19 protein-coding genes and 1 tRNA gene are annotated in these 19042 nt (G+C 56.1%); 13 read left to right on the plus strand and 7 right to left on the minus strand.

Annotated elements, in window-relative coordinates:
- Positions 1-28: 28 nt before the first annotated feature.
- From AC2FH6_RS20265 to rpmH, 4 genes are all read right to left on the minus strand, one after another.
- Entirely contained in the window at positions 29-1636 is a 1608-nt protein-coding gene (locus tag AC2FH6_RS20265) for an acyl-CoA dehydrogenase family protein (RefSeq protein ID WP_496704049.1), read from the minus strand.
- A gap of 66 nt (positions 1637-1702) precedes the next feature.
- Positions 1703-1939, minus strand: a complete 237-nt coding sequence (gene yidD / locus AC2FH6_RS20270) for a membrane protein insertion efficiency factor YidD (protein WP_496694398.1) — start codon at positions 1937-1939, stop codon at positions 1703-1705.
- The gene (gene rnpA, locus AC2FH6_RS20275; protein WP_496703460.1) at positions 1936-2361 is read right to left on the minus strand and encodes a ribonuclease P protein component; all 426 of its coding nucleotides are present in this window, start codon (positions 2359-2361) and stop codon (positions 1936-1938) included. The genes yidD and rnpA overlap by 4 nt, the downstream gene beginning before the upstream one ends.
- 25 nt (positions 2362-2386) lie before the next feature.
- A complete protein-coding gene (gene rpmH / locus AC2FH6_RS20280; RefSeq protein ID WP_005632162.1) occupies positions 2387-2521 on the minus strand; it encodes a 50S ribosomal protein L34 in 135 nt (44 codons plus the stop codon).
- Positions 2522-2817: 296 nt separating this feature from the next.
- Here rpmH and AC2FH6_RS20285 point away from each other — a divergent pair, with 296 nt between their 5' ends.
- From AC2FH6_RS20285 to AC2FH6_RS20300, 4 genes are all read left to right on the plus strand, one after another.
- The gene (locus AC2FH6_RS20285; protein ID WP_496704050.1) at positions 2818-3549 is read left to right on the plus strand and encodes a TVP38/TMEM64 family protein; all 732 of its coding nucleotides are present in this window, start codon (positions 2818-2820) and stop codon (positions 3547-3549) included.
- A 2-nt stretch (positions 3550-3551) separates the two neighbouring features.
- Entirely contained in the window at positions 3552-4970 is a 1419-nt protein-coding gene (locus AC2FH6_RS20290; RefSeq protein WP_496704051.1) for a dihydrolipoyl dehydrogenase family protein, read from the plus strand.
- A gap of 18 nt (positions 4971-4988) precedes the next feature.
- Complete coding sequence (locus AC2FH6_RS20295; RefSeq protein ID WP_496704052.1) at positions 4989-6371, plus strand: ATP-binding protein; 1383 nt, start codon at positions 4989-4991, stop codon at positions 6369-6371.
- A gap of 64 nt (positions 6372-6435) precedes the next feature.
- Positions 6436-6512, plus strand: a tRNA-Arg gene (locus AC2FH6_RS20300).
- 766 nt (positions 6513-7278) lie between these two features.
- On the opposite strand, the gene AC2FH6_RS20305 is transcribed toward AC2FH6_RS20300, so the two are convergent.
- Complete coding sequence (locus AC2FH6_RS20305; protein ID WP_496704053.1) at positions 7279-8166, minus strand: LysR family transcriptional regulator; 888 nt, start codon at positions 8164-8166, stop codon at positions 7279-7281.
- A 122-nt stretch (positions 8167-8288) separates the two neighbouring features.
- On the opposite strand from AC2FH6_RS20305, the gene cuyA reads away from it, so the two are divergent.
- Positions 8289-9302 (plus strand): D-cysteate sulfo-lyase, encoded by a 1014-nt coding sequence (gene cuyA / locus AC2FH6_RS20310; protein WP_496704054.1) that lies wholly within the window; start codon positions 8289-8291, stop codon positions 9300-9302.
- 3 nt (positions 9303-9305) lie between these two features.
- Positions 9306-10007, plus strand: coding sequence for a cysteate racemase (gene cuyB / locus AC2FH6_RS20315; RefSeq protein ID WP_496703454.1), 702 nt, complete (start codon positions 9306-9308; stop codon positions 10005-10007).
- Between the two features lie 61 nt (positions 10008-10068).
- Here the strand turns inward: cuyB and AC2FH6_RS20320 are convergent, their stop codons facing one another.
- On the minus strand, positions 10069-10953 hold the full coding sequence (locus tag AC2FH6_RS20320) for a LysR family transcriptional regulator (protein ID WP_496704055.1): 885 nt from the start codon (positions 10951-10953) through the stop codon (positions 10069-10071).
- Positions 10954-11222: 269 nt separating this feature from the next.
- Between AC2FH6_RS20320 and AC2FH6_RS20325 the strand changes: the two genes are divergently transcribed.
- From AC2FH6_RS20325 to AC2FH6_RS20340, 4 genes are all read left to right on the plus strand, one after another.
- Positions 11223-12188 carry an ABC transporter substrate-binding protein gene (locus AC2FH6_RS20325; protein WP_142639707.1) on the plus strand — a complete coding sequence of 322 codons (966 nt, stop codon included), beginning with the start codon at positions 11223-11225 and terminating at the stop codon, positions 12186-12188.
- A 67-nt stretch (positions 12189-12255) separates the two neighbouring features.
- Positions 12256-13311 carry a quaternary amine ABC transporter ATP-binding protein gene (locus AC2FH6_RS20330; RefSeq protein WP_142639705.1) on the plus strand — a complete coding sequence of 352 codons (1056 nt, stop codon included), beginning with the start codon at positions 12256-12258 and terminating at the stop codon, positions 13309-13311.
- Entirely contained in the window at positions 13308-14849 is a 1542-nt protein-coding gene (locus AC2FH6_RS20335) for an ABC transporter permease (RefSeq protein WP_142639703.1), read from the plus strand. The genes AC2FH6_RS20330 and AC2FH6_RS20335 overlap by 4 nt, the downstream gene beginning before the upstream one ends.
- Complete coding sequence (locus AC2FH6_RS20340; RefSeq protein WP_496704056.1) at positions 14846-15565, plus strand: alpha/beta fold hydrolase; 720 nt, start codon at positions 14846-14848, stop codon at positions 15563-15565. The genes AC2FH6_RS20335 and AC2FH6_RS20340 overlap by 4 nt, the downstream gene beginning before the upstream one ends.
- A gap of 354 nt (positions 15566-15919) precedes the next feature.
- Here the strand turns inward: AC2FH6_RS20340 and AC2FH6_RS20345 are convergent, their stop codons facing one another.
- Positions 15920-16681: an IclR family transcriptional regulator gene (locus AC2FH6_RS20345; RefSeq protein ID WP_496703447.1), complete on the minus strand. Its 762-nt coding sequence runs from the start codon at positions 16679-16681 to the stop codon at positions 15920-15922.
- 72 nt (positions 16682-16753) lie between these two features.
- Between AC2FH6_RS20345 and AC2FH6_RS20350 the strand changes: the two genes are divergently transcribed.
- The 3 genes from AC2FH6_RS20350 to AC2FH6_RS20360 are packed head-to-tail and all read left to right on the plus strand — an operon-like array spanning position 16754 to position 18939.
- Positions 16754-18109 carry a selenium-binding family protein gene (locus AC2FH6_RS20350; protein ID WP_496703445.1) on the plus strand — a complete coding sequence of 452 codons (1356 nt, stop codon included), beginning with the start codon at positions 16754-16756 and terminating at the stop codon, positions 18107-18109.
- Positions 18106-18474: a 2Fe-2S iron-sulfur cluster-binding protein gene (locus AC2FH6_RS20355; protein WP_142640391.1), complete on the plus strand. Its 369-nt coding sequence runs from the start codon at positions 18106-18108 to the stop codon at positions 18472-18474. Before AC2FH6_RS20350 ends, AC2FH6_RS20355 begins: the two co-directional genes overlap by 4 nt.
- Positions 18475-18939: a CoA-binding protein gene (locus AC2FH6_RS20360; protein ID WP_142640390.1), complete on the plus strand. Its 465-nt coding sequence runs from the start codon at positions 18475-18477 to the stop codon at positions 18937-18939. It begins immediately after the preceding gene.
- Positions 18940-19042: the final 103 nt, after the last annotated feature.

A 19042-nucleotide genomic window follows, 5' to 3' on the forward strand; every position in this document is an offset into this window, starting at 1 on the left:
AGATGGCGTATCCGGGCAAGTGTGCGGGTCAACCCAACCGCGCAAGCAGGGCACCAGTGTCCAGCCCGGACACCGAACCGGGGATGCGGCCATTGTTACCTGTCAGCCGAGACGCCACAAATCCATCAGCGACCGGCTCGGGCGCTTGGCGTATCAGTTGAGAGGCCGTCAGCAGCAAGGCAGTGCGCTCCGCAAACCAGCGCGCCTCGGCTTCGGGTGGGATATTGGTCCAGCGGGCGCGGTGGTCCCTCAGCGCCGCATCATAGTGGCGGTTCACTCCGGTTGCCGCCTCAAGCTCGGCCTGCAGGACCTGGGCGGCCAATGGGTCGCGCGCCAGGGTGCGCAGGATATCCAGACAGATCACATTGCCCGAACCTTCCCAGATGCCGTTCAAAGGGGCTTCACGGTAGAGCAGGGGCAGGGGGGTGTCCTCGACATAGCCCATGCCGCCCAACACCTCCATGGCTTCGACCACGACGGCTGGACAGCGTTTGTTGTTGAGGAATTTGGCGAGTGCAACAGCGATGCGGGAAAAGGCTTTATCCTCGGGTGTATGACCGTCAAAAGCCTGCGCCACACGCATTCCCAGTGTCAGCGCCCCCTCCCAGTCCAGCACGAGATCGGCCAGAACGATGCGCATCAGGGGTTGGTCAATCAACCGGCGCTGAAAGGCGCTGCGATGGCTGACCCAGTGATGCGCTTCGCTGAGGGCCGCCCGCATCAGACCTGCCGGGGCCATCGCAGTGTCGAGCCGTGTGTGATGCACCATCTCCAAGATTGTGCGCACACCCGCGCCCTCATCGCCAAGCTGATAGGCCAGCGCATCATGGTATTCAATCTCGGCCGAGGCGTTGGACCGATTGCCCAGCTTGTTCTTCAGCCGCATCAGGTGGATTGCGTTGCGTTCGCCGTCCAGCCAGCGGGGCACAAGGAAACAGGTCAGACCGCCGGGGGTCTGGGCAAGTGTCAGGAAACCGTCGGACATCGGGGCTGAGCAGAACCATTTATGCCCGCGCAACCGCCAGTGATCTCCGTCGCGTGTGGCCGTCGTGGTATTGGCGCGAATGTCCGAGCCGCCCTGTTTCTCAGTCATCGCCATACCCAGCGTGGCGCTTTTTTTGGAGGCGATAGGAGCGATAGAGGAATCGTGGTTCCATTCTGTCAATCTGGGAACCCAGATCGAGGCAATCTCTTCATTCGCCGCAAGTGCTGGAATGGCGGCGTAAGTCATGGTCAGCGGGCAGCAATGTCCGGGTTCGACCTGACTGGCAAGGTAGACCATGGCGGCGTGGGTTGCGTGACCATTCGGTAGGTCAGACCAGGCAACGGCTGCGTATCCGGATGATTGACTGAGTTGCATCAGGTGATGGTATGAATGAGTGAAACGCACTTCATCCAGGCGGCGTCCACCTTGGTCAAACAGAACAAGTTCTGGGGAGTGGAAATTGGCCTCGCGCGCCATGTCTCTCACTGCAGCACGCCCAAGGTCTGCACCATAGTTGCGAAGAATAGAGCTTCGCGCGCCTGTCACATTTTGCAGTACTGGGTCAGAGGCCCAAAGGTCTAAATCTGCTCGCACAAGCGGCTGGTTCAGAACGTCATGCGTGGATAGGGAATGGCGCGCGTCAGATGTCATCTGGCCCTCGAATTGAACAGCACAACTGTTCAGCGAAGGTGCGCTCCGGTCAAGTCCGACGACGGGTCAGGAGTGATCTTCACGGTCCGGAACCGGATCATACCCGTCACCACCCAAAGGGTGGCAGCGTCCGATCCGTCGCGCGGCCAGCCATGTGCCTTTGATGGCACCGTGTTTTTCCAGTGCCTCCAACGCATAGGCCGAGCATGTAGGCTGATAGCGGCAGTTGAACCCGACCCAAGGGCTGAACAGCAACCGGTACGCCCGAATGGGTAAGGCAAGGATATGCGAGAGCAATGTCATTTTCGCGCAGCATGCACTTTACGCAGAGCATAGCGCAAATCATCCAGCAGCGCCGCATAGGGGCGTCCGTCTGTGACATCGGCGCGACCGATCAGCACGTAATCCCAGCCGTCCTGCCCCTTCTCAGGCAGTACCGCGCGCGCAGCTTCGCGCAGGCGTCTCTTGGCCCGGTTGCGAGCCACGGCATTGCCGACCTTTTTGGAACAGGTGAAACCGACGCGAATCCCGTCCGCCTCGCCCTTGGCGCGTTTGCGCGCCTGCACCATCATTGATGATGTGCCCTGCCGACGCGCACGCGCGGCGTTCAGGAAATCGGATCGTTTCCTGAGGATGATCAATGTTTTGGATGCGCAAACGGACGCCGCCGGGGGCGTATCCCCAGGTTGGTTCTTACCATCCTCAGGGGCCTCCGGCGGCGTCATGTTCATAACCTGATCGGTGAGCTGTTTATGCGCTCAGCGACTTGCGGCCACGTGCGCGGCGCGAGTTCAGGATCTTGCGGCCGGCCTTGGTGGCCATGCGCGCGCGGAAACCGTGGCGGCGTTTGCGAACCAGGTTCGAAGGCTGATAGGTGCGTTTCATCGCTCCGTCTCCAATCTATTCGGTCGGGTGCAGCGCGGATTCGCCTGCCCGTGGTGTTCGAAGCCCGTCCTCTACTGCCAAGCGGGGGGTAAGTCAAACCCCTTGGTGGGGGTTTTGCAGCCTTTTGCAACAATTCTATAATCCTGCGCGGTAAAAGATTTCAAAAATACGGATTTTAGGCACAAAACCCTCACATTCACTGTCGAAAAGATCAAGGCAGCGTGAGGCCCCTGTTGCCCGGGCGCGTGACGTCGCATGTTGAGGCCAGAATGAGACGCACAAAACCGGACACCATTATGAGCGATACAACTCAGGCCCCGCGCAGCGGGCTTGCGCGACATATTCCTTTGCTGGTGATTCTTGCCGTAGCCGCTTTGGGTTACTTTACACTGGGTGAATACCTGACTTTTGAAACCCTGCGCGACAACCGAGAGGCCCTTTTGGGTTGGCGTGATGCCAATTACTGGGCAATGGCAGGTGCGTTCATAGCGATTTACATTGCCATCGTTGCGTTCTCGCTGCCCGGCGCTGCGGTGGCCTCGATGACCGGAGGGTTCCTGTTTGGCCTTTTCGCAGGCACGGTCTTCAACATTTTTGCAGCAACCATCGGCGCCTCGGCGATTTTTCTGGCGGCGCGCTGGGGCTTAGGTGCGTCGTTGACAGCACGGCTTGAAGCCTCGGAAGGCACCATCAAAAAGCTGAAGGACGGCCTGCGCGAGAATGAGATCTCGGTCCTGTTCCTGCTGCGCCTTGTCCCGGTGGTTCCGTTCTTTGTGGCCAATCTGGTGCCGGCGCTGGTGGGGGTGAAGTTCCGCAACTTTCTGTTCACCACGGCGCTGGGCATCATTCCCGGCGGTATCGTTTATACTTGGATCGGCGTCGGACTGGGCGGTGTATTCGACCGAGGTGAAACGCCAGATGTCTCACTGCTGTGGGAGCCGTTTGTCATCGGCCCGATCATCGGCTTGTGTGTGCTGGCGGCTCTGCCCATTCTGATCAAAACGCTGCGCGGCCAAAAGGACAGCTGATCATGCAAGAACTGAAATCCGATATCCTGGTGATCGGGGCCGGGTCAGGTGGGCTGTCGGTCGCCGCGGGGGCGAGCCAGATGGGTGCGGATGTGATCCTGCTGGAAGGTCACAAGATGGGCGGGGATTGTCTGAATTTCGGCTGCGTCCCGTCCAAGGCACTGATTGCCAGCGGCAAGGCCGCCTATTGGCAGGCGCATGCCTCGGCGCTGGGTGTGGCGGATGTGGTGCCACAGGTGGATTACGCCGCCGCCAAAGATCACGTGCATGATGTGATTGCGCAGATCGAGCCGATGGACAGCCAAGAGCGGTTCGAAAGCTTTGGTGTCAAGGTGATCCGGGAATATGGCAGCTTTGTCTCTCCGACACAGGTTCAGGCGGGGGATCACCTGATCACCGCGCGGCGGGTTGTGATTGCAACAGGTTCATCCCCCTTGGTCCCGCCGATACCCGGTTTGGACAAGGTGCCGTATTATACCAACGAGACCGTCTTCGACTTGCGCGACAAGCCCGATCATCTGCTGATCATCGGCGGCGGCCCCATCGGTATGGAGATGGCGCAGGCGCATATTCGGCTCGGTTGCAAGGTCACAGTCATCGAAGGGCAAAAGGCGCTGGGCAAGGATGACCCCGAGGCGGCAGAGGTCGTGCTGGACAGTTTGCGCGCCGAGGGCGTTGCGATCCATGAACAGGCGATGGTGGCACAGATTCGCGGCTCCGATGGCGCGGTTGAAGTGGTGACCGAGAACGGCGAGATCTTCTCGGGCACGCATCTGCTGTTGGCTGCGGGGCGAAAGGCCAATACCGACCGCCTCAACCTTGCCGCTGCCGGGATCGAGCCCATCCGAACCGGCATCAAGGTCGACGACACCCTGCGCACCACGAACCGCAGGGTCTATGCGATCGGAGATGTCGCGGGTGGGCTGCAATTCACTCATGTGGCGGGCTATCACGCGGGGATTATCATTCGTTCGGCGCTGTTTGGGCTGCCTTCCAAGGCGAAAACCGCACATATCCCCTGGGCGACCTACACCGACCCCGAGCTGGCGCAGGTTGGCCTGACCGAGGTGCAGGCGCGCGCCGAGCATGGCGATAAGATGGAAATTGCGCGGTTTGACTATCACCACAACGACCGCGCCATTTCCGAGCGTAAAACGAATGGTTTCATCAAGGTCATGGTCGTCAAAGGCCGACCTGTAGGTGCCACAATTGTTGGCCATCAGGCGGGTGAGCTGATCAGCTTGTGGTCGCTGGCGCTGGCCAATAATCTGAAGATGGGGCAGGTTGCCGCCATGGTTTCGCCCTATCCGACGATTGGAGAGCTTAACAAACGGGTGGCGGGCGCCTATTTCTCACCAAGGCTGTTTGAGAATCAAACGGTTAAACGTGTGGTCAGGTTCGTCCAGCGCTGGATGCCCTGACCTGGAAGGGAGAGCAATGTGAACTCGCTGTCAGGCCGATTTCTGATCCTGACGACGGTCTTCGTGATGTTGGCCGAGGTTCTGATTTTTGTCCCTTCGATTGCGCGATTCCGCGAAGATTTCCTGCTGAACCGGCTGGAGCGCGCTCAGATCGCCTCGCTCGCTTTGTTGGCCGATGATATGCTGGCCGAGGACCTTGAGGCTGAACTGCTGGCCAATGCGGGCGTCTATAACGTGGTTCTGCGGCGAGACGAGATGCGCCAGTTGATGCTGTCCTCTCCTATTCCAGGGCAGATCAGCAAGACCTATGACCTGCGTGACGCGCGACCATGGATTTTGATCCGGGATGCTGTCGTGCGGTTGTTCACGCCGGAAAATGAAGTCATCCGTGTTATTGGCGAGCCTGTGAAAGGCGCAGGTCTGCTGATTGAGGTGACGACTGACAGCATGCCTTTGCGTATGGCGATGACGGATTATGGGTTACGCATTCTGGGCCTGTCATTTGTGATTTCGATCATCACGGCTTTTTTCCTGTTTCTTGCGGTTCGGGTGGTTCTGGTAAAGCCCATCAAAAGCGTTGTCGGATATATGCAGCGCTATGCCAGCGCCCCCGAAGATGCCCGTGGAATCATCTCACCGGATTCTAAAGTGACCGAGCTGCGCGAGGCCGAAGAGGCGCTGAAACAGTTGCAAACCGAACTGACCCAGGCCCTGAAACAGCGCGAGCGTCTGGCGCAGCTGGGCGGGGCTGTGGCCAAGGTAAGCCACGATCTGCGCAACATTCTGACCTCGGCCCAGCTGTTTACCGACCGGATCGAATCCAGCGAAGACCCGTTGGTGCGTCGCATGGCCCCTAAGCTGGTGAACTCGATCACCCGAGCGGTAACCCTGTGCGAAAGCACATTGGCATTTGGCCGCGCTGAAGAACCTGCACCGTCGCTTACTTTGATTCCGCTCCGCATTGTGGCCGAGGATGTGGTTGCTAGCGAGAAACTTGCCGTTGCCGATGCCTGTGTCGAGATCATCAATGATGTGCCGGAAGAGTTGGTCGTACGAGCTGATCCTGAACAGATTTTCCGTGTAATGATGAACCTCGTTCGAAATGCCCGTCAGGCGCTGGTTGCATCAGGAAAGCCCGGTCGGATCACCCTGTCCGGGCAAGAGCAGGACGCCAACTGGTGTATTCAGATCAGCGACACAGGGCCAGGCCTGCCGGCCAAAGCGCGTGAAAATCTGTTCACACCCTTTCAGGGTGGTGTCCGCAAAGGCGGGTCGGGTCTGGGCTTGGCGATCTCACAGGAACTGTTGCGGGGCCATGGGGGTGACCTTGTTCTGACCGAGACAGGGTCAACAGGTACCACCTTTGAAATTCGCCTCCCGCGGGGCGATGGGGCTTTTTGAATTATTTTTACAGAATCAACTTGCACGTCCCGAATACCGGGTCTACATAGCGCCTCACCAACGCGGACCGATAGCTCAGCTGGATAGAGTACTTGACTACGAATCAAGGGGTCGGGGGTTCGAATCCTCCTCGGTCCGCCACTGGTTTCCTGTTGAACGTCACACGAACCTGACCCAACTGTCATAGTTGGACCAGAAAAGCAGTGAATGTTCGACATCAGAAGGCGCTCCCAACGTTGGACATCAGTTGAATTTGACCTTTGCGTCATCAACTAGCACGCCGCCCCCATTTCATACTCCCGCAGACAGTTTGGTTTGATCTGATCCCCCCTCTTGGAAAATCAGAGCTGATTTGTAGGTCTGACAGCGAAGCTGCCTGTTCCTGCTAATCTGCCACGTGGCGAACGCGGGAAGGTGCGAGGCAATGCTATTCGACGGGGGTGGCGCGGCCCGCAGGCACAGCCGAGGACACGGTTCTGTCTAATAGGGTTGCCCGAGGGGGAAGGCAGCGTCTTTCCCCTGATGGCCAGGGGCGTTTGGCTAGTCCAAATCCCGCTGGCCCCAAGACAAGTGCGACGGTGTGGGCTGCGCCGTAACTCTTTGCGCCAGAACACGTTGTTTTTCTAAAAAATGGGCGGGAAGCAGACGTTCGCCGCGTATTCGAATTTCAAAAACCACAACAGTCAAAGTGGCCACTCGCTTGTATCGCTTCTTTGGCAGCTGGGCACGTTCGAGAGACGACTGCTGCCAGGATCAGGTGCTTAGGATGTAGCAGTTTTTTGCGATAACGAAGCGTTTTGCGTGTGGGCTTTGTTTTTTTCGGTCTGGCGAAGGGTGTGTAAGGGAAAATCAAGCCCTTCTGATTAGGGGCGGCTTGCCATTTGGGATAGAGGGTACTGCGGGAAAACTAGAAACTGAAAATGTCTTCAAGTTGTTTCCATATTTGCTCTGCATGATCTGGCTGAGATTCTGCCAAGCGGACTACCCTGATTGCCAGAAGCTGTGTGGGCAGCACATCGTCAATGCACACAAGCGCGCCCTCAGAAAGGTGGGTCGCCACTAGAGAGTGGGGCAACCACGCGATGCCGATTTCATTCAAGGCGTATTGTAGTATGGCCAACGTAAGTGCGGTTTCAGCCCTGGGTACTGCGGTTTTACCTTCAGGTAATCGCGGCGCAATCATCCTGGAATAGACCTGCCCGAGAAAGACTTCGGGCGGGTAGCTGATTGTAGGAATTACGTCTTCCGTCACTTGCGTGCGCACAGTAGGCGCACAGACTGGAATCAAAGTATCCATCCCGAGTGTTTTGGTTTCAAACGCGTTAACGGGTTCTTGAATACTGTCATCAGGCACCGCGTACATGATGGCAAAATCAACTTCTTTTGAAATCAGATGCATCAGGCACTCGTCTTGATTTCCTGAACGAACACGAACCGAGATTTCGCCAGCTTCAGTTAAAACGCGAACAATTTCGGGTGAAATTGTCGTGGTGAGCGCGTGTTGGCAAACAAAAGACAGCGATTTGCCTGTCTGATCACTCGCTGTCTTTAAGGTGTGTCGAAGCCTCTGCAGCCGGGTGCTGAGTTCACGTAACTCAAATTCCAGTTCCCGCACGCCTGGCATCAAAGAGACTGGCTTGCGGCGGCGATCAAACAGCGTTGCGCCGATGTTGTCTTCGATAAGCCGCACCCGCCGAGTAAACGCAGATTGCGTCAGCAATCGCTTTTCAGCGGCGCGGGCGAGAGAGCCGCTATCAAGCACGGCCAATATATCATCGATCCACTCAAGACGCATGGCGGATCGATAGTGCAGTTCGTGACAACATGCAATTCCTGCAATTTATGTACCGAAGTTCGAATTAGGAATGTGCCTCAGCGCGTAGTAACTTGACAAAAGCAAATATTAGGAACCATGACATGCACCTTGCCCGTTTTCCCCGCCTGCATCTTGCCCATCTTCCAACACCGCTTGAACACATGACTCGATTGTCAAAAGAGCTGGGGGTCGAAATATGGATCAAACGCGATGATTGCACTGGTATGTCGACCGGTGGCAACAAGACCCGCAAGCTTGAATTCCTAATGGCTGAGGCCGAGGCGCAGGGTGCCGACATGGTGATGACCCAAGGGGCCACGCAAACCAACCACGGTCGGCAGACGGCTGCATTTGCCGCCAAGCTGGGGCTTGCCTGTCACATCCTTTTGGAGGATCGCACCGGTTACCAAAATGGAAACTACAATACGAACGGTAACGTCCTGCTAGACCATTTGCATGGCGCAACCACCGAGAAGTTTCCCGGCGGCCATGATATGCCGGGTGAGATGGAAAAAGCAGCCGAAAAGAAGCGCGCTGAAGGGCACAATGTCTATGTCATTCCTGGCGGCGGATCGAACCCGACCGGCGCGCTTGGCTATGTTAACGCGGCCTTTGAACTGTTGGCACAAGCAAATAACAGCGGTTTGCAAATTGACAGATTGGTGCATGCAACCGGTTCTTCAGGAACGCAGGCCGGATTGGTGACGGGCATGTGTGCCATGAATGCGCAGGTGCCCGTGCTGGGCATCGGCACAAGGGCGCCTCAGCCCAAGCAAGAACAGATGGTTTTTGACCTCGCCTGCAAAACTGCTGAAAAACTGGGCTGCGCAGGTGTGGTCAAGCGCGAAGACGTGAAGGCCAATACTGACTATGTCGGCGAGGGTTATGGCCTGCCAACGACAAGCGGCATAGAGGCGATCCAGATGTTTGCAGAGCTCGAAGGCATCCTTCTCGATCCGTGCTATTCCGCCAAGGGTGCAGCCGGTCTGATTGATCTTGCACGGAAGGGTGAGTTCAACGGCGAACGGATTGTGTTCCTGCACACAGGGGGTGCCGCAGCCCTTGGGGGGTATGATTTTGCCTTTGATCATCAAAACCGCTGGGTGACTGTCTGAACCATGACACTGCGCCCGGTTGGAATTCTTGGCGGTATGGGCCCCGAAGCGACGATCCTCCTCCAGCGCAAGCTGGTGGCGGCCGTACCCGCAACTGATGACCAAGACCACATACCTTTGTTGATCGACATGAACCCGCAGGTGCCGTCGCGGGTTCGTCATCTGCTCGAGGGCGTCGGAGAGAATCCGGGGCCGACGCTTGCCGCTATGGCGCGTCGGCTTGAAGATGCTGGAGCCTTAGCGCTGGCGATGCCGTGCAACACCGCCCATCACTATGCCAAGGCGATTACGGACTCCGTGGAAATACCCTTGCTGAACGTGGTCGAACTGACGGCTGATCATGCGGCTGGGACGCTCGGATCAGGGGGATGTGTCGGGATGCTTGCCTCGCCCGCCGTACGACATACGCAGCTATTCGAGACAGCGTTGCACAGGCGCGGGCTGTCGGTGGTTTGGTCCGCAGGTGATGAAAAGATGCTTGCAGCGATCCGGAAAATTAAGACGGACGGTCCGTGCGAAGAGGCGCGCGAAACACTAAGAGTTGCCTCGAAAGAACTTGTTGCCGCAGGAGCAGACCTGCAGCTTGTGGCTTGCTCAGAATTCTCGCTTATCGCTGATAGTGTTGCGGCCGAGGTCAATGCCATTGATACGATTGACCTGCTTGTCCAGGCGATTGTCGAATTTTCCCACGCAGGGCAAGTTTAGGCGATTGAATAAGTGCGCCACAGCGTTCGGAGGCAATCTGTAAGTCAACAGATACCTTTGTTCATAATTGGTCCCAAAGCTGTTGCGCTGTCTGATCTAAGGTCGCCGGATTGGCAAATGCGGAAATCGTCAAGGTGGCACACCACGCGTCATCGCCGATTGGCACCAGCAATCCTGCGTCCAGCTCTGGCGAAATCGCAGTTTCGGGCATCCAGGCAAAGCCGCTTCCGGTAATCAGGCGTCTCTTGATTGTCTCAACCAGACTATCAACATAAATCGTCTCGGCGTTCAGGGGTTTGCGGTCTATGGTATTTTCTACAACCATGCCCAAAAACGAAGAACGGTCATATGCCAGATAGGGGATGGGTGGGCCATCCTGCTCTGCGAGGCTCCAACCCATGGCACGCACTGAATCAGCTGTAGCCACTGGCACCAGACGATCCTTTAACAGGTCTTTTCGCTCAAATGCGGTTTCATCAATCATCGGTGAAACCGAGTGGTGATTGTAACACAAAAGAATGTCCACTGCGCCCTCGACCAACAGGTCACAGCAGGTGCTTAGGGAATCGGACAATACTCGAGTGCGCAGATCGGGAATTTGCATCTGCAACTCTTCGATGCGACTTGCCAAAAAATTAACCGCGATCGTGTGGAGGACCGAAAACCGGATGAAACGGCTATCCCCACGATCGGCATCCCGCAGCGATTGACGGGATTCTGACAGTTGTGAGATCGCCGCCAGCGCGACCGGTAAGAATTGTTGACCTGCTTCTGTCAATTGAACAGGATAGGTGGCGCGATTGACCAGAGGCAGCCCGACCCAGCTCTCCAACGCTTTGATTCTACGACTGAATGCGGATTGTGTGATGTTACGTTCATCGGAGGCTCGGGTGAAGTTCAGTGTCCGGGCGAGGCATTCAAAGTCGCGCAGCCAATTCAAATCCAATGTGTGTACCTGCATTTCCAAGGAAGCATTGGTCGAGCATACTCAAAACTATGCATTACGGGAATAGTTTGATGAAATGTTCGAATTGGCCCTCAGAAAACCTCATGCTCTAGACTTTAAGCTAGGGCCTGGCGGTTTGTCCCCCTTTTCCCCTTCCGTCCGAAGTCGCAGCCCGAGACGACTTTGTACGACACCGCCGAGTGATGGGAATGAGATTGACTAAAAAAAACGACGCCAAAATACGGCGCAATTCAACAGAGGAGACTATCATGAGAAACAAGCTAAAGGCATTTGGTATGGCAGCGGCGGTAGGTATCTATGCGATGCCCGCATTCGCGGCGGAAGAGGTTAAAATCGGTGTGCCGTCTTGGACCGGGGCGCAGGCAATCGCTCATCTTCTGGGTGCCGTTGTTGAAACGCGCATCGGCGGGACGGTTGAATATGTGCCCGGTAACAATGCAACCATCTTTCAAGCCATGGATCAGGGCAAAGGTGACATCGACGTGCATCCAGATGTGTGGCTGCCCAATCAGGAGAGCTTTACCAAGAAGTATGTCGACGAGGCCGGTACGGTAACATTGTCCTCGAACCCCTACGAAGGCAATCAGGGTTTTTGCGTCAGCAAGGACTTTGGTGAGGCCAACAATATCACCGACATAGCTGATCTGGGCCGCCCAGATGTCGCCGCCCTGATGGACAGCGATGGCAACGGCAAGGGTGAGATGTGGATTGGCGCCCCCGGCTGGGCGTCGGCCAATGTGAACGAGGTGAAAACGCGCGACTACGGTCTGCTTGATTTCATCGAGCCCGTGCGTGCAGAAGAAAGCGTGAAGACCGCGCGTATCAAAGACAGCATCGCCAAAGGCGAGGGCTATGCCTTCTATTGCTATAAGCCACACGCGGTCTGGTACATGTTCGACGTTCAAATGCTGAGCGAGCCGACGTTCGACCCGGCAAAATACGTGATGGTGCAGCCATCGGACGATCCGGATTGGTATAGCAAATCCAGTGTAGCCACCAAAGACGCCCTGAAGAACGTCCAGATCGCATGGTCTAATACGTTGCCAGACCGCTCACCTGCGATTGCAGATTTCTTCGCGAATTTCGCATTGACTGCAGATGATGTCAGCGGTTTCGCCTATGAGATCAGCGGCAAAGGTCGCGATCCGGCAGAGGTTGCCCGCGAATGGGTCGAAGCGAACCCGGATCGCGTCGACGCTTGGCTGGGTCTCTGATCCCACTTCCAGAAACAGGGTGGCGGCATCTGCTGGCGCCACCCAAAAGCAGATCTCTGGAGGACCTATGAGCGACGACACCGTTATCGAAATTTCGAATGTCTGGAAAATTTTCGGAGGCAGACCCGAGGTGGCGCTGCAGGCGATCCGCGACCGCGGGTTGGACAAGTCCCAAGTGCTGGCCGAATACAACTGTGTTGTCGGCGTCGCTGATGTCAGCCTGTCGGTAAACCGGGGTGAGATTTTTTGCATCATGGGTCTGTCAGGCAGCGGTAAATCCACCCTGGTTCGCCATTTCAACCGACTGCTGGAGCCGACAGCTGGTAAGATCGAAATCGAAGGCACTGATGTCATGGCCTTGGGGCCAAAAGAGCTTCAGCAGTTTCGCAACAACAAAATCGGTATGGTGTTTCAGAACTTTGCGCTGATGCCGCATCGGTCGGTGTTGGATAACGTGGCAATGCCACTGGAAATCCGACAGGTCAGTAAGAATGAACGCATGCGTCAGGCTGCTGCTATTCTCGATATTGTCGAACTGGGCGCCTGGGGGTCAAAGTTCGCACACGAGCTGTCCGGTGGCATGCAACAACGTGTGGGCCTAGCCCGCGCTTTGGCCGCCAACCCCGACGTGCTTTTGATGGATGAACCGTTTTCGGCCCTTGATCCGCTGATCCGGCGACAATTGCAGGATGAATTCATCCGGCTGAGCAAGATTCTCAAGAAGACTACGATCTTCATTACCCATGACCTTGATGAAGCCGTCCGCATCGGCAATCGGATCGCCATCATGCGGGACGGCAAGGTGGTGCAGATCGGGACAGCCGAAGACATCGTGATGAACCCCGCTGATGACTATGTGGCTGATTTCGTTGCGGGTATTTCACGCCTCAAAGTTGTGCGCGCCCATGCGGTCATGCGGCCAATTCCAGAACATATTGCGGCCCATGGACCGCTACCGTCGGATGCCCCGCGCGTGAATGAAGACGAAAATCTGAGCACGCTGATCAATCTGGCGATCGACAACAGTAGCGCAATCCTTGTGGAGGACGGCGGCGTGGATGTTGGCGTCATAACCCGTGCCGATCTGTTGCGCACCGTGATCGAAGGGACCGAAGTGTCATGAGCATTTCTGATGTGAACCCGCTGGAAGATACCGAAAGCGAAGCGGCCCTTGCCTATGCCGAAGAGCGGCGTGAAAACATTCGCACATTTGTGCGCACCAGCCCTGACTACTACATCCGTAATTTCGACAAGATTGGTGCATCGTCCCGCTTTACACCAACTTTCAATCTGATGGCCGGATTGTTTGGTCCGGTCTGGTTCGGTGCGCGAGGTCTGTGGTCATGGGCGTTACCATTTCTGATCCTCGAAACAATAGCCTTTGTGCAGATTGCGCGAGGGTTGTTCGGCGATCTGGCAGCCGAGGCAATGGAGCGTATTGCATCGATTGAAGGGACGCTTGAACTGCGCCGTCAGCAATTGGCGGCGGCTATCGAAAACAATTCGGACAAGATCGATGTCTATCAGCGAACGGTGGACTCGCTTGAAGAAAACATAGGGGGTATCCGTGCCGAGGCCGAGGCGATGGCAGCTGAAGGTCCTTACATCATTCTAACCGGCCTGATCATACTGATCATCATCAAATTCATACAGTCACAGGTGGCGAACTGGGCGCTTGAGGCGCGTTTCTCGGAGTGGCTATCGGATCGTTCGATCCGTTCGGCCATGCCGGTGTCGCAGATCGTGTTCAGCGCAATCTTCATGGCGTTAATCGTCGCCGCGGCAATGTTGCATTACAGCTTCCCAGGGCGCTTTTCACTGCTTAGCCATTTTCCGACAGACCCAAACATCCGCCTGACCAGTATCACTTGGGTAGAAGATTTCATCGCCTGGTGCGTACGCAACAGCGAGACCTTCTTTGATGGGCTGACATTCGGCATTCGCACTCTGTTGGATGCGCTAGAGGTCATACTGGTTCAGACGCCATGGATCGTGATTGCGAGCTTGATAATTCTGCTGACCTGGCTGACAGCGGGCATCAGCACGGCCATCTATTCGGGCGCATTTCTGGCCTATATGGGCCTCTTGGGGTTCTGGGAAGGTGCCATGACGACGCTGGCCTTGTTGGGGACAGCGGCGTGTCTGTCGATTGTTATCGGAATTCCGCTCGGCATGTTTGCTGCCCGTCGCCCACGGTTCTATGCGTTTATCCAGCCGATCATGGATTTCATGCAAACCATGCCAGCCTTCGTGTTCATGGTGCCTGTGATTGCGTTCTTCGGCGTTGGAAAGCCAGCGGCGGTTGTGGTCACGATGATTTTTGGCGGCACACCGGTGGTACGATTGACCGTTCTTGGTCTGCGTGGTGTACCAGAAAGCGTGCGCGAAGCAGCTATTAGTTTCGGTGCCAATAAGTGGTACTTGCTCACTAAGGTAGATCTTCCATTAGCAAGCCCATCGATCCGCGCGGGGATCAACCAGACGATTATGTTGTCGCTGGCGATGGTCGTCGTGGCCTCGCTGATTGGCGCCAAGGGGCTGGGTGAGGACGTGCTGGAAGCGTTGCAATATGCCAATGTGGGCCAAGGCATCCTCGCCGGGTTTGCGATCCTTTTCTGTGCCATGATCCTTGATCGCATTGTACAGGGTGGGCGCAAATGACACCTGTCGTATTCGTCCATGGATTTTTGGGCGGCAGTCGGCATTGGTTGGGGCAAGTCGATGCTCTGGCCGGTTTCAATGTCGTGGCCCTGGATCTACCGGGATTTGGTGAAAACGCACATCTCGAGGCCCCCACCAGTATTGCTGGATTTGCCGAGTGGGCGCTGTGCGAATTAACCGGGCGAGGAATTGAGCGATTTACCCTGATCGGCCATTCAATGGGTGGGATGATCGTCCAAGAAATGGTTACCCGTGCACCCGAACGTATCGACCGGTTGGTGCTTTACGGCACCGGAACGATTGGCATTTTACCCGGCCGGTTTGAGACGATCGACACTTCAAAGCGCCGGGCCAATACAGAAGGACCAAGAGCCACGGCCAGACGTATTGCGGCAACCTGGTTTCTTGATCGGGGAAAAGCTGCGGCCTATGAGGACTGTGCTATGATTGCAGAACAATGCAGCCTGCAAACCATGCTAATTGGGCTCGACGCAATGGAAAGTTGGAGCGGCGCCAAACATTTGGCGGATATCATGACCCGTACGTTGGTGATTTGGGGTGACCGGGATCGGACCTATCCATGGAGCCAAACCGAACAATTGTGGCAATCAATTCCCGACGCCAACCTCGCCGTGATACCTGGATGTGCTCACGCGACGCATTTAGAGAAGCCGGGGCTCTTTAATTCGATACTGCGAGATTTTTGTACCGCCTGACAGCTTGTCTGCAGCCAAAATGTTAGAACGACCGCTGTCGTGACCAATACCGGTCTTTCCCGGATAGTCTAGATTTTTCTGAGAGTGAGTATGCACGGGCAAAAAAGGCCCGTTTGCAACGCTGTATTCCAGTAATCCGCTCGGGTGTAGAATGTCTCTTATGGGCCGTTCTGCCACGAGGCTAGTTCTGCGAAACTGGCAGATGCCGCTCCGCATCTGAGGTCGGCTCTGAGCCCTTACTGACTGATGCTGCGAGACGTTCGAACGTCCGGCGTTGCTTTTTTTGTTTGTGTGGAGCGGAGGTCAGTTCAGATCAGATTTAGAAGAGGCCCACATTCGAAGACCACCTAAAAGTTAGCCTGATATTTTGGCATCCTGCGCCGCGTCCCAACCCAAATTTGCAGACATTTCACGCGCAATAAGGGAGATCTGGGGACCAAGTTTTTCGCGGAACGCTGGCGTAAAGACCCGTACCGATCCGGTTGCACCGATGGACATCGTGGAACCTGGCCCGCTTGGCGCAAGGGGAGCTGCCACCGAACACATGCCGCGCTCAATCTCTTCCACGCATTCTGCGAAGCCGCGATTGCGAATGGTGTCAAACTCGGCTTCCAAGTCCTGCACGTTTGTCAGGGTGAATTCGGTGTAGGCGCGCAGCCGGCCTTCCATTTCGCTGGTCAAAAACAAGTCGGGTGAGAATGCAGCAACGGCCTTAGAGCAGGAACAGGCATGCAAGGGTCGTTTCCCCAAACCGGGATGGAGATAGGAGACCCCAGTGTCAGGTGTTTCAACGTGAATAATTTCCACGGATTTTCCGCGCAGACGGGACAGGAAAAATGCGGTGCCATATTGTTTAGCGGCTTGCTTTAGCGCAGGCGCAATCACCTCTAGCAGTGCACGGTCAGAGTGGTCACTTTTCGTGATCCGCTTCAGGCGGGAGCCGATTGTGAATGTACCACGGGCAACAGGTTCCAGTAGACCCACACCGACGAGGTCCTGCACCAACCGGTAGGCAGACGGCTTAGGCAGGTCAGAATGAGCGCAAATCTCGGCCACTGTAGCCTCGCCCTTTTGTCCAACAACTTCGAGGATGAATGTCAGGCGTTCCAGATGCATATTTTTACCTTGCGAGAATCCTTTTATCGATTTACGAGAATCTTCAAATGATCGCAAGGGAGGAATGTGAAGATGGACGGAGCATGTTGTGGCCCGGGGTATGCAAGCCCTGCCGAGGCGATCAAAGCGCCGCGTGAAAAACTCTTGTACACAATTGCCATCTACACCGGCACCGGCATTCAAAAGCCGGACTACCTAGCCACCGTGGACGCCGACCCGGAAAGCCCGACCTATTCACAAGTCATCCATCGCTTAGAGATGCCCGGCATCGGGGATGAATTGCATCACATGGGCTGGAATGCCTGTTCTTCCTGCCACGACGACGCGGGCATGAGCCGTAAATACCTGCTGGTGCCAGGCGTGCGGTCCAACAATATCCATGTGATCGACACCGCGACGGACCCGTTTGCTCCGCGCCTTCATAAGGTGATTGACGGGGCCGAGATCAAGTCAAAAACCAATCTGAGCGGCCCACACACCGTGCATTGTTTGGGCTCTGAGATCATCATTTCCTTCTTAGGTGACGCACAGGGCGAAGCGCCCGGTGGTTATCTGCACCTCAACAAAGAATTCGAGATCGTTGGTCGTTGGGAAAACTCAATGGGCGATATCCCGTTTGGTTATGACTTCTGGTACCAGCCGCGCCATAACGTGATGGTCAGTTCCGAATGGGCCGCACCCAACACATTCATGCCAGGGTTTGATTTGGAAGAAGTGGGCCACCTGAAATACGGTCGCCGCCTGCACATCTGGGATTTTGAGAAAAAGGTGCCGGTCGGGACGATGTATCTCGGCGAAGACGGCCTGATCCCGCTGGAGGTAAAGTTTCTGCATGATCCTGACAGTACACATGGGTTCTGCGGTGCCGCGCTTAGCGCCAATGTCATCCATTTCTGGAAGTCCGAAGCTGGGAAATGGGAATGGGAAAAGATCATTGATGTGGAGAATGAACCGCATCCCGAATGGCCTATTCCCGTGCCCGGTGTGATGTCGGCCATCCTTGTATCGATGGACGACAAATACCTTTACCTCAATAACTGGTTGCACGGCGATATGCGCCAGTACGACATCTCTGACCCGCATAATCCTGTTTTGACCGGGCAGGTTTGGATGGGCGGGCTTTTGGGCAAAGCGCCCGAGGTCAATGGCGTCAAAGTGGCAGGCGGGCCGCAAATGTATCAGCTCTCGCTTGATGGCAAACGGCTTTATGTCACGACCTCGCTGTTCTCGACCTGGGACAACCAGTTCTATCCGGAAATTCGCACCCAGGGCGGTGTCATGCTGATGATCGACTGTGATGTCGAAAACGGCGGTATGAAAATCAACGAAGATTTCGTTGTTGATTTTGGCAAAGAGCCAAACGGACCAAGCCGCTGCCATGAAACCCGCTATCCCGGTGGCGATTGTACAAGCGACATCTGGCTGTGAGCGAAACCCGCACAATCACAATCGCCAACCGCGATGATGCGACCTATCAGGTCGACGCCCGCCGTCCGTTGCTGGACGCTTTACGCGAACAGGGAGTCGATCTGCCCTATGGCTGCAAATACGGCGGCTGCATCACCTGTGCGGCCAAACTGACCGCTGGCGAAGTGGATCAGCGCAGGCAAGTGGCGTTGAACAATCGCCAGATCAACAATGGCTATGTTCTGCTGTGTGTGGCCCGCGCGGTGAGCGATTGCATATTGGAAATCGGCGTCGAAAGCCACGACAAACTTTATCGCAACCCCTTCCTTGATCCGCTGGAGCCGCATGAGCTGAAGGCGGATATCGCGACCCCTAAGGAGGCTTAAATGCCCGAAGCTGACATCGATCACCTGTATGATTACGCGCCCGAATATCTGGCGGACATCCTGCGTTCGGTCAAAACCATTGCGATGGTGGGGGCCAGTGGCGACAAGACCAAGTTCAGCTATGGCGTGCTGCGTGTGCTGCACGAAACGGGCTATGACATGATCCCTGTCAATCCAAACCCAAAGCTGATCGAAATTCGCGGCATACCTGTCGTTCATTCGCTGGAAGAGATCGACCGGCCCGTGGATATGGTCGAGGTCTTCCGCCCGAAAGAGGAACTTTACGCGATCACCGAGAAAGCCATTGCAATCGGCGCCAAGGTGCTTTGGGGCCAAATCGGCGTTTATGATGACCGCGCGGCCGCGCTTGCCGAAGAAGCGGGGCTGAAGGTGGTGATGAACCGCTGCCCCAAGATCGAGCTGTTCCGCCCGTTCTGGAAGCCCCGTCTTGATCTCGCAATTTGACTGAGAGCGGCACAGAAACTCATGTGGCCTCTGCCTGCGCATACGGCTGTAGCGGTGCCATAAATTGGCCGCTCGACGCACTATTGGACTGGCTCAAAACCAA

This window comes from Ruegeria sp. CDSC045, from assembly GCF_059610725.1.

Coding starts and splice junctions, on each gene's coding strand:
- yidD (WP_496694398.1), bottom strand. CDS start 1,939: ATGACATTGCTCTCGCATATCCTTGCCTTACCCATTCGGGCGTACCGG.
- AC2FH6_RS20360 (WP_142640390.1), top strand. CDS start 18,475: ATGCCCGAAGCTGACATCGATCACCTGTATGATTACGCGCCCGAATAT.
- AC2FH6_RS20350 (WP_496703445.1), top strand. CDS start 16,754: ATGGACGGAGCATGTTGTGGCCCGGGGTATGCAAGCCCTGCCGAGGCG.
- AC2FH6_RS20265 (WP_496704049.1), bottom strand. CDS start 1,636: ATGACATCTGACGCGCGCCATTCCCTATCCACGCATGACGTTCTGAAC.
- rpmH (WP_005632162.1), bottom strand. CDS start 2,521: ATGAAACGCACCTATCAGCCTTCGAACCTGGTTCGCAAACGCCGCCAC.
- AC2FH6_RS20305 (WP_496704053.1), bottom strand. CDS start 8,166: ATGCGTCTTGAGTGGATCGATGATATATTGGCCGTGCTTGATAGCGGC.
- AC2FH6_RS20285 (WP_496704050.1), top strand. CDS start 2,818: ATGAGCGATACAACTCAGGCCCCGCGCAGCGGGCTTGCGCGACATATT.
- rnpA (WP_496703460.1), bottom strand. CDS start 2,361: ATGACGCCGCCGGAGGCCCCTGAGGATGGTAAGAACCAACCTGGGGAT.
- AC2FH6_RS20325 (WP_142639707.1), top strand. CDS start 11,223: ATGAGAAACAAGCTAAAGGCATTTGGTATGGCAGCGGCGGTAGGTATC.
- AC2FH6_RS20335 (WP_142639703.1), top strand. CDS start 13,308: ATGAGCATTTCTGATGTGAACCCGCTGGAAGATACCGAAAGCGAAGCG.
- AC2FH6_RS20330 (WP_142639705.1), top strand. CDS start 12,256: ATGAGCGACGACACCGTTATCGAAATTTCGAATGTCTGGAAAATTTTC.
- cuyA (WP_496704054.1), top strand. CDS start 8,289: ATGCACCTTGCCCGTTTTCCCCGCCTGCATCTTGCCCATCTTCCAACA.
- AC2FH6_RS20290 (WP_496704051.1), top strand. CDS start 3,552: ATGCAAGAACTGAAATCCGATATCCTGGTGATCGGGGCCGGGTCAGGT.
- AC2FH6_RS20345 (WP_496703447.1), bottom strand. CDS start 16,681: ATGCATCTGGAACGCCTGACATTCATCCTCGAAGTTGTTGGACAAAAG.
- cuyB (WP_496703454.1), top strand. CDS start 9,306: ATGACACTGCGCCCGGTTGGAATTCTTGGCGGTATGGGCCCCGAAGCG.
- AC2FH6_RS20340 (WP_496704056.1), top strand. CDS start 14,846: ATGACACCTGTCGTATTCGTCCATGGATTTTTGGGCGGCAGTCGGCAT.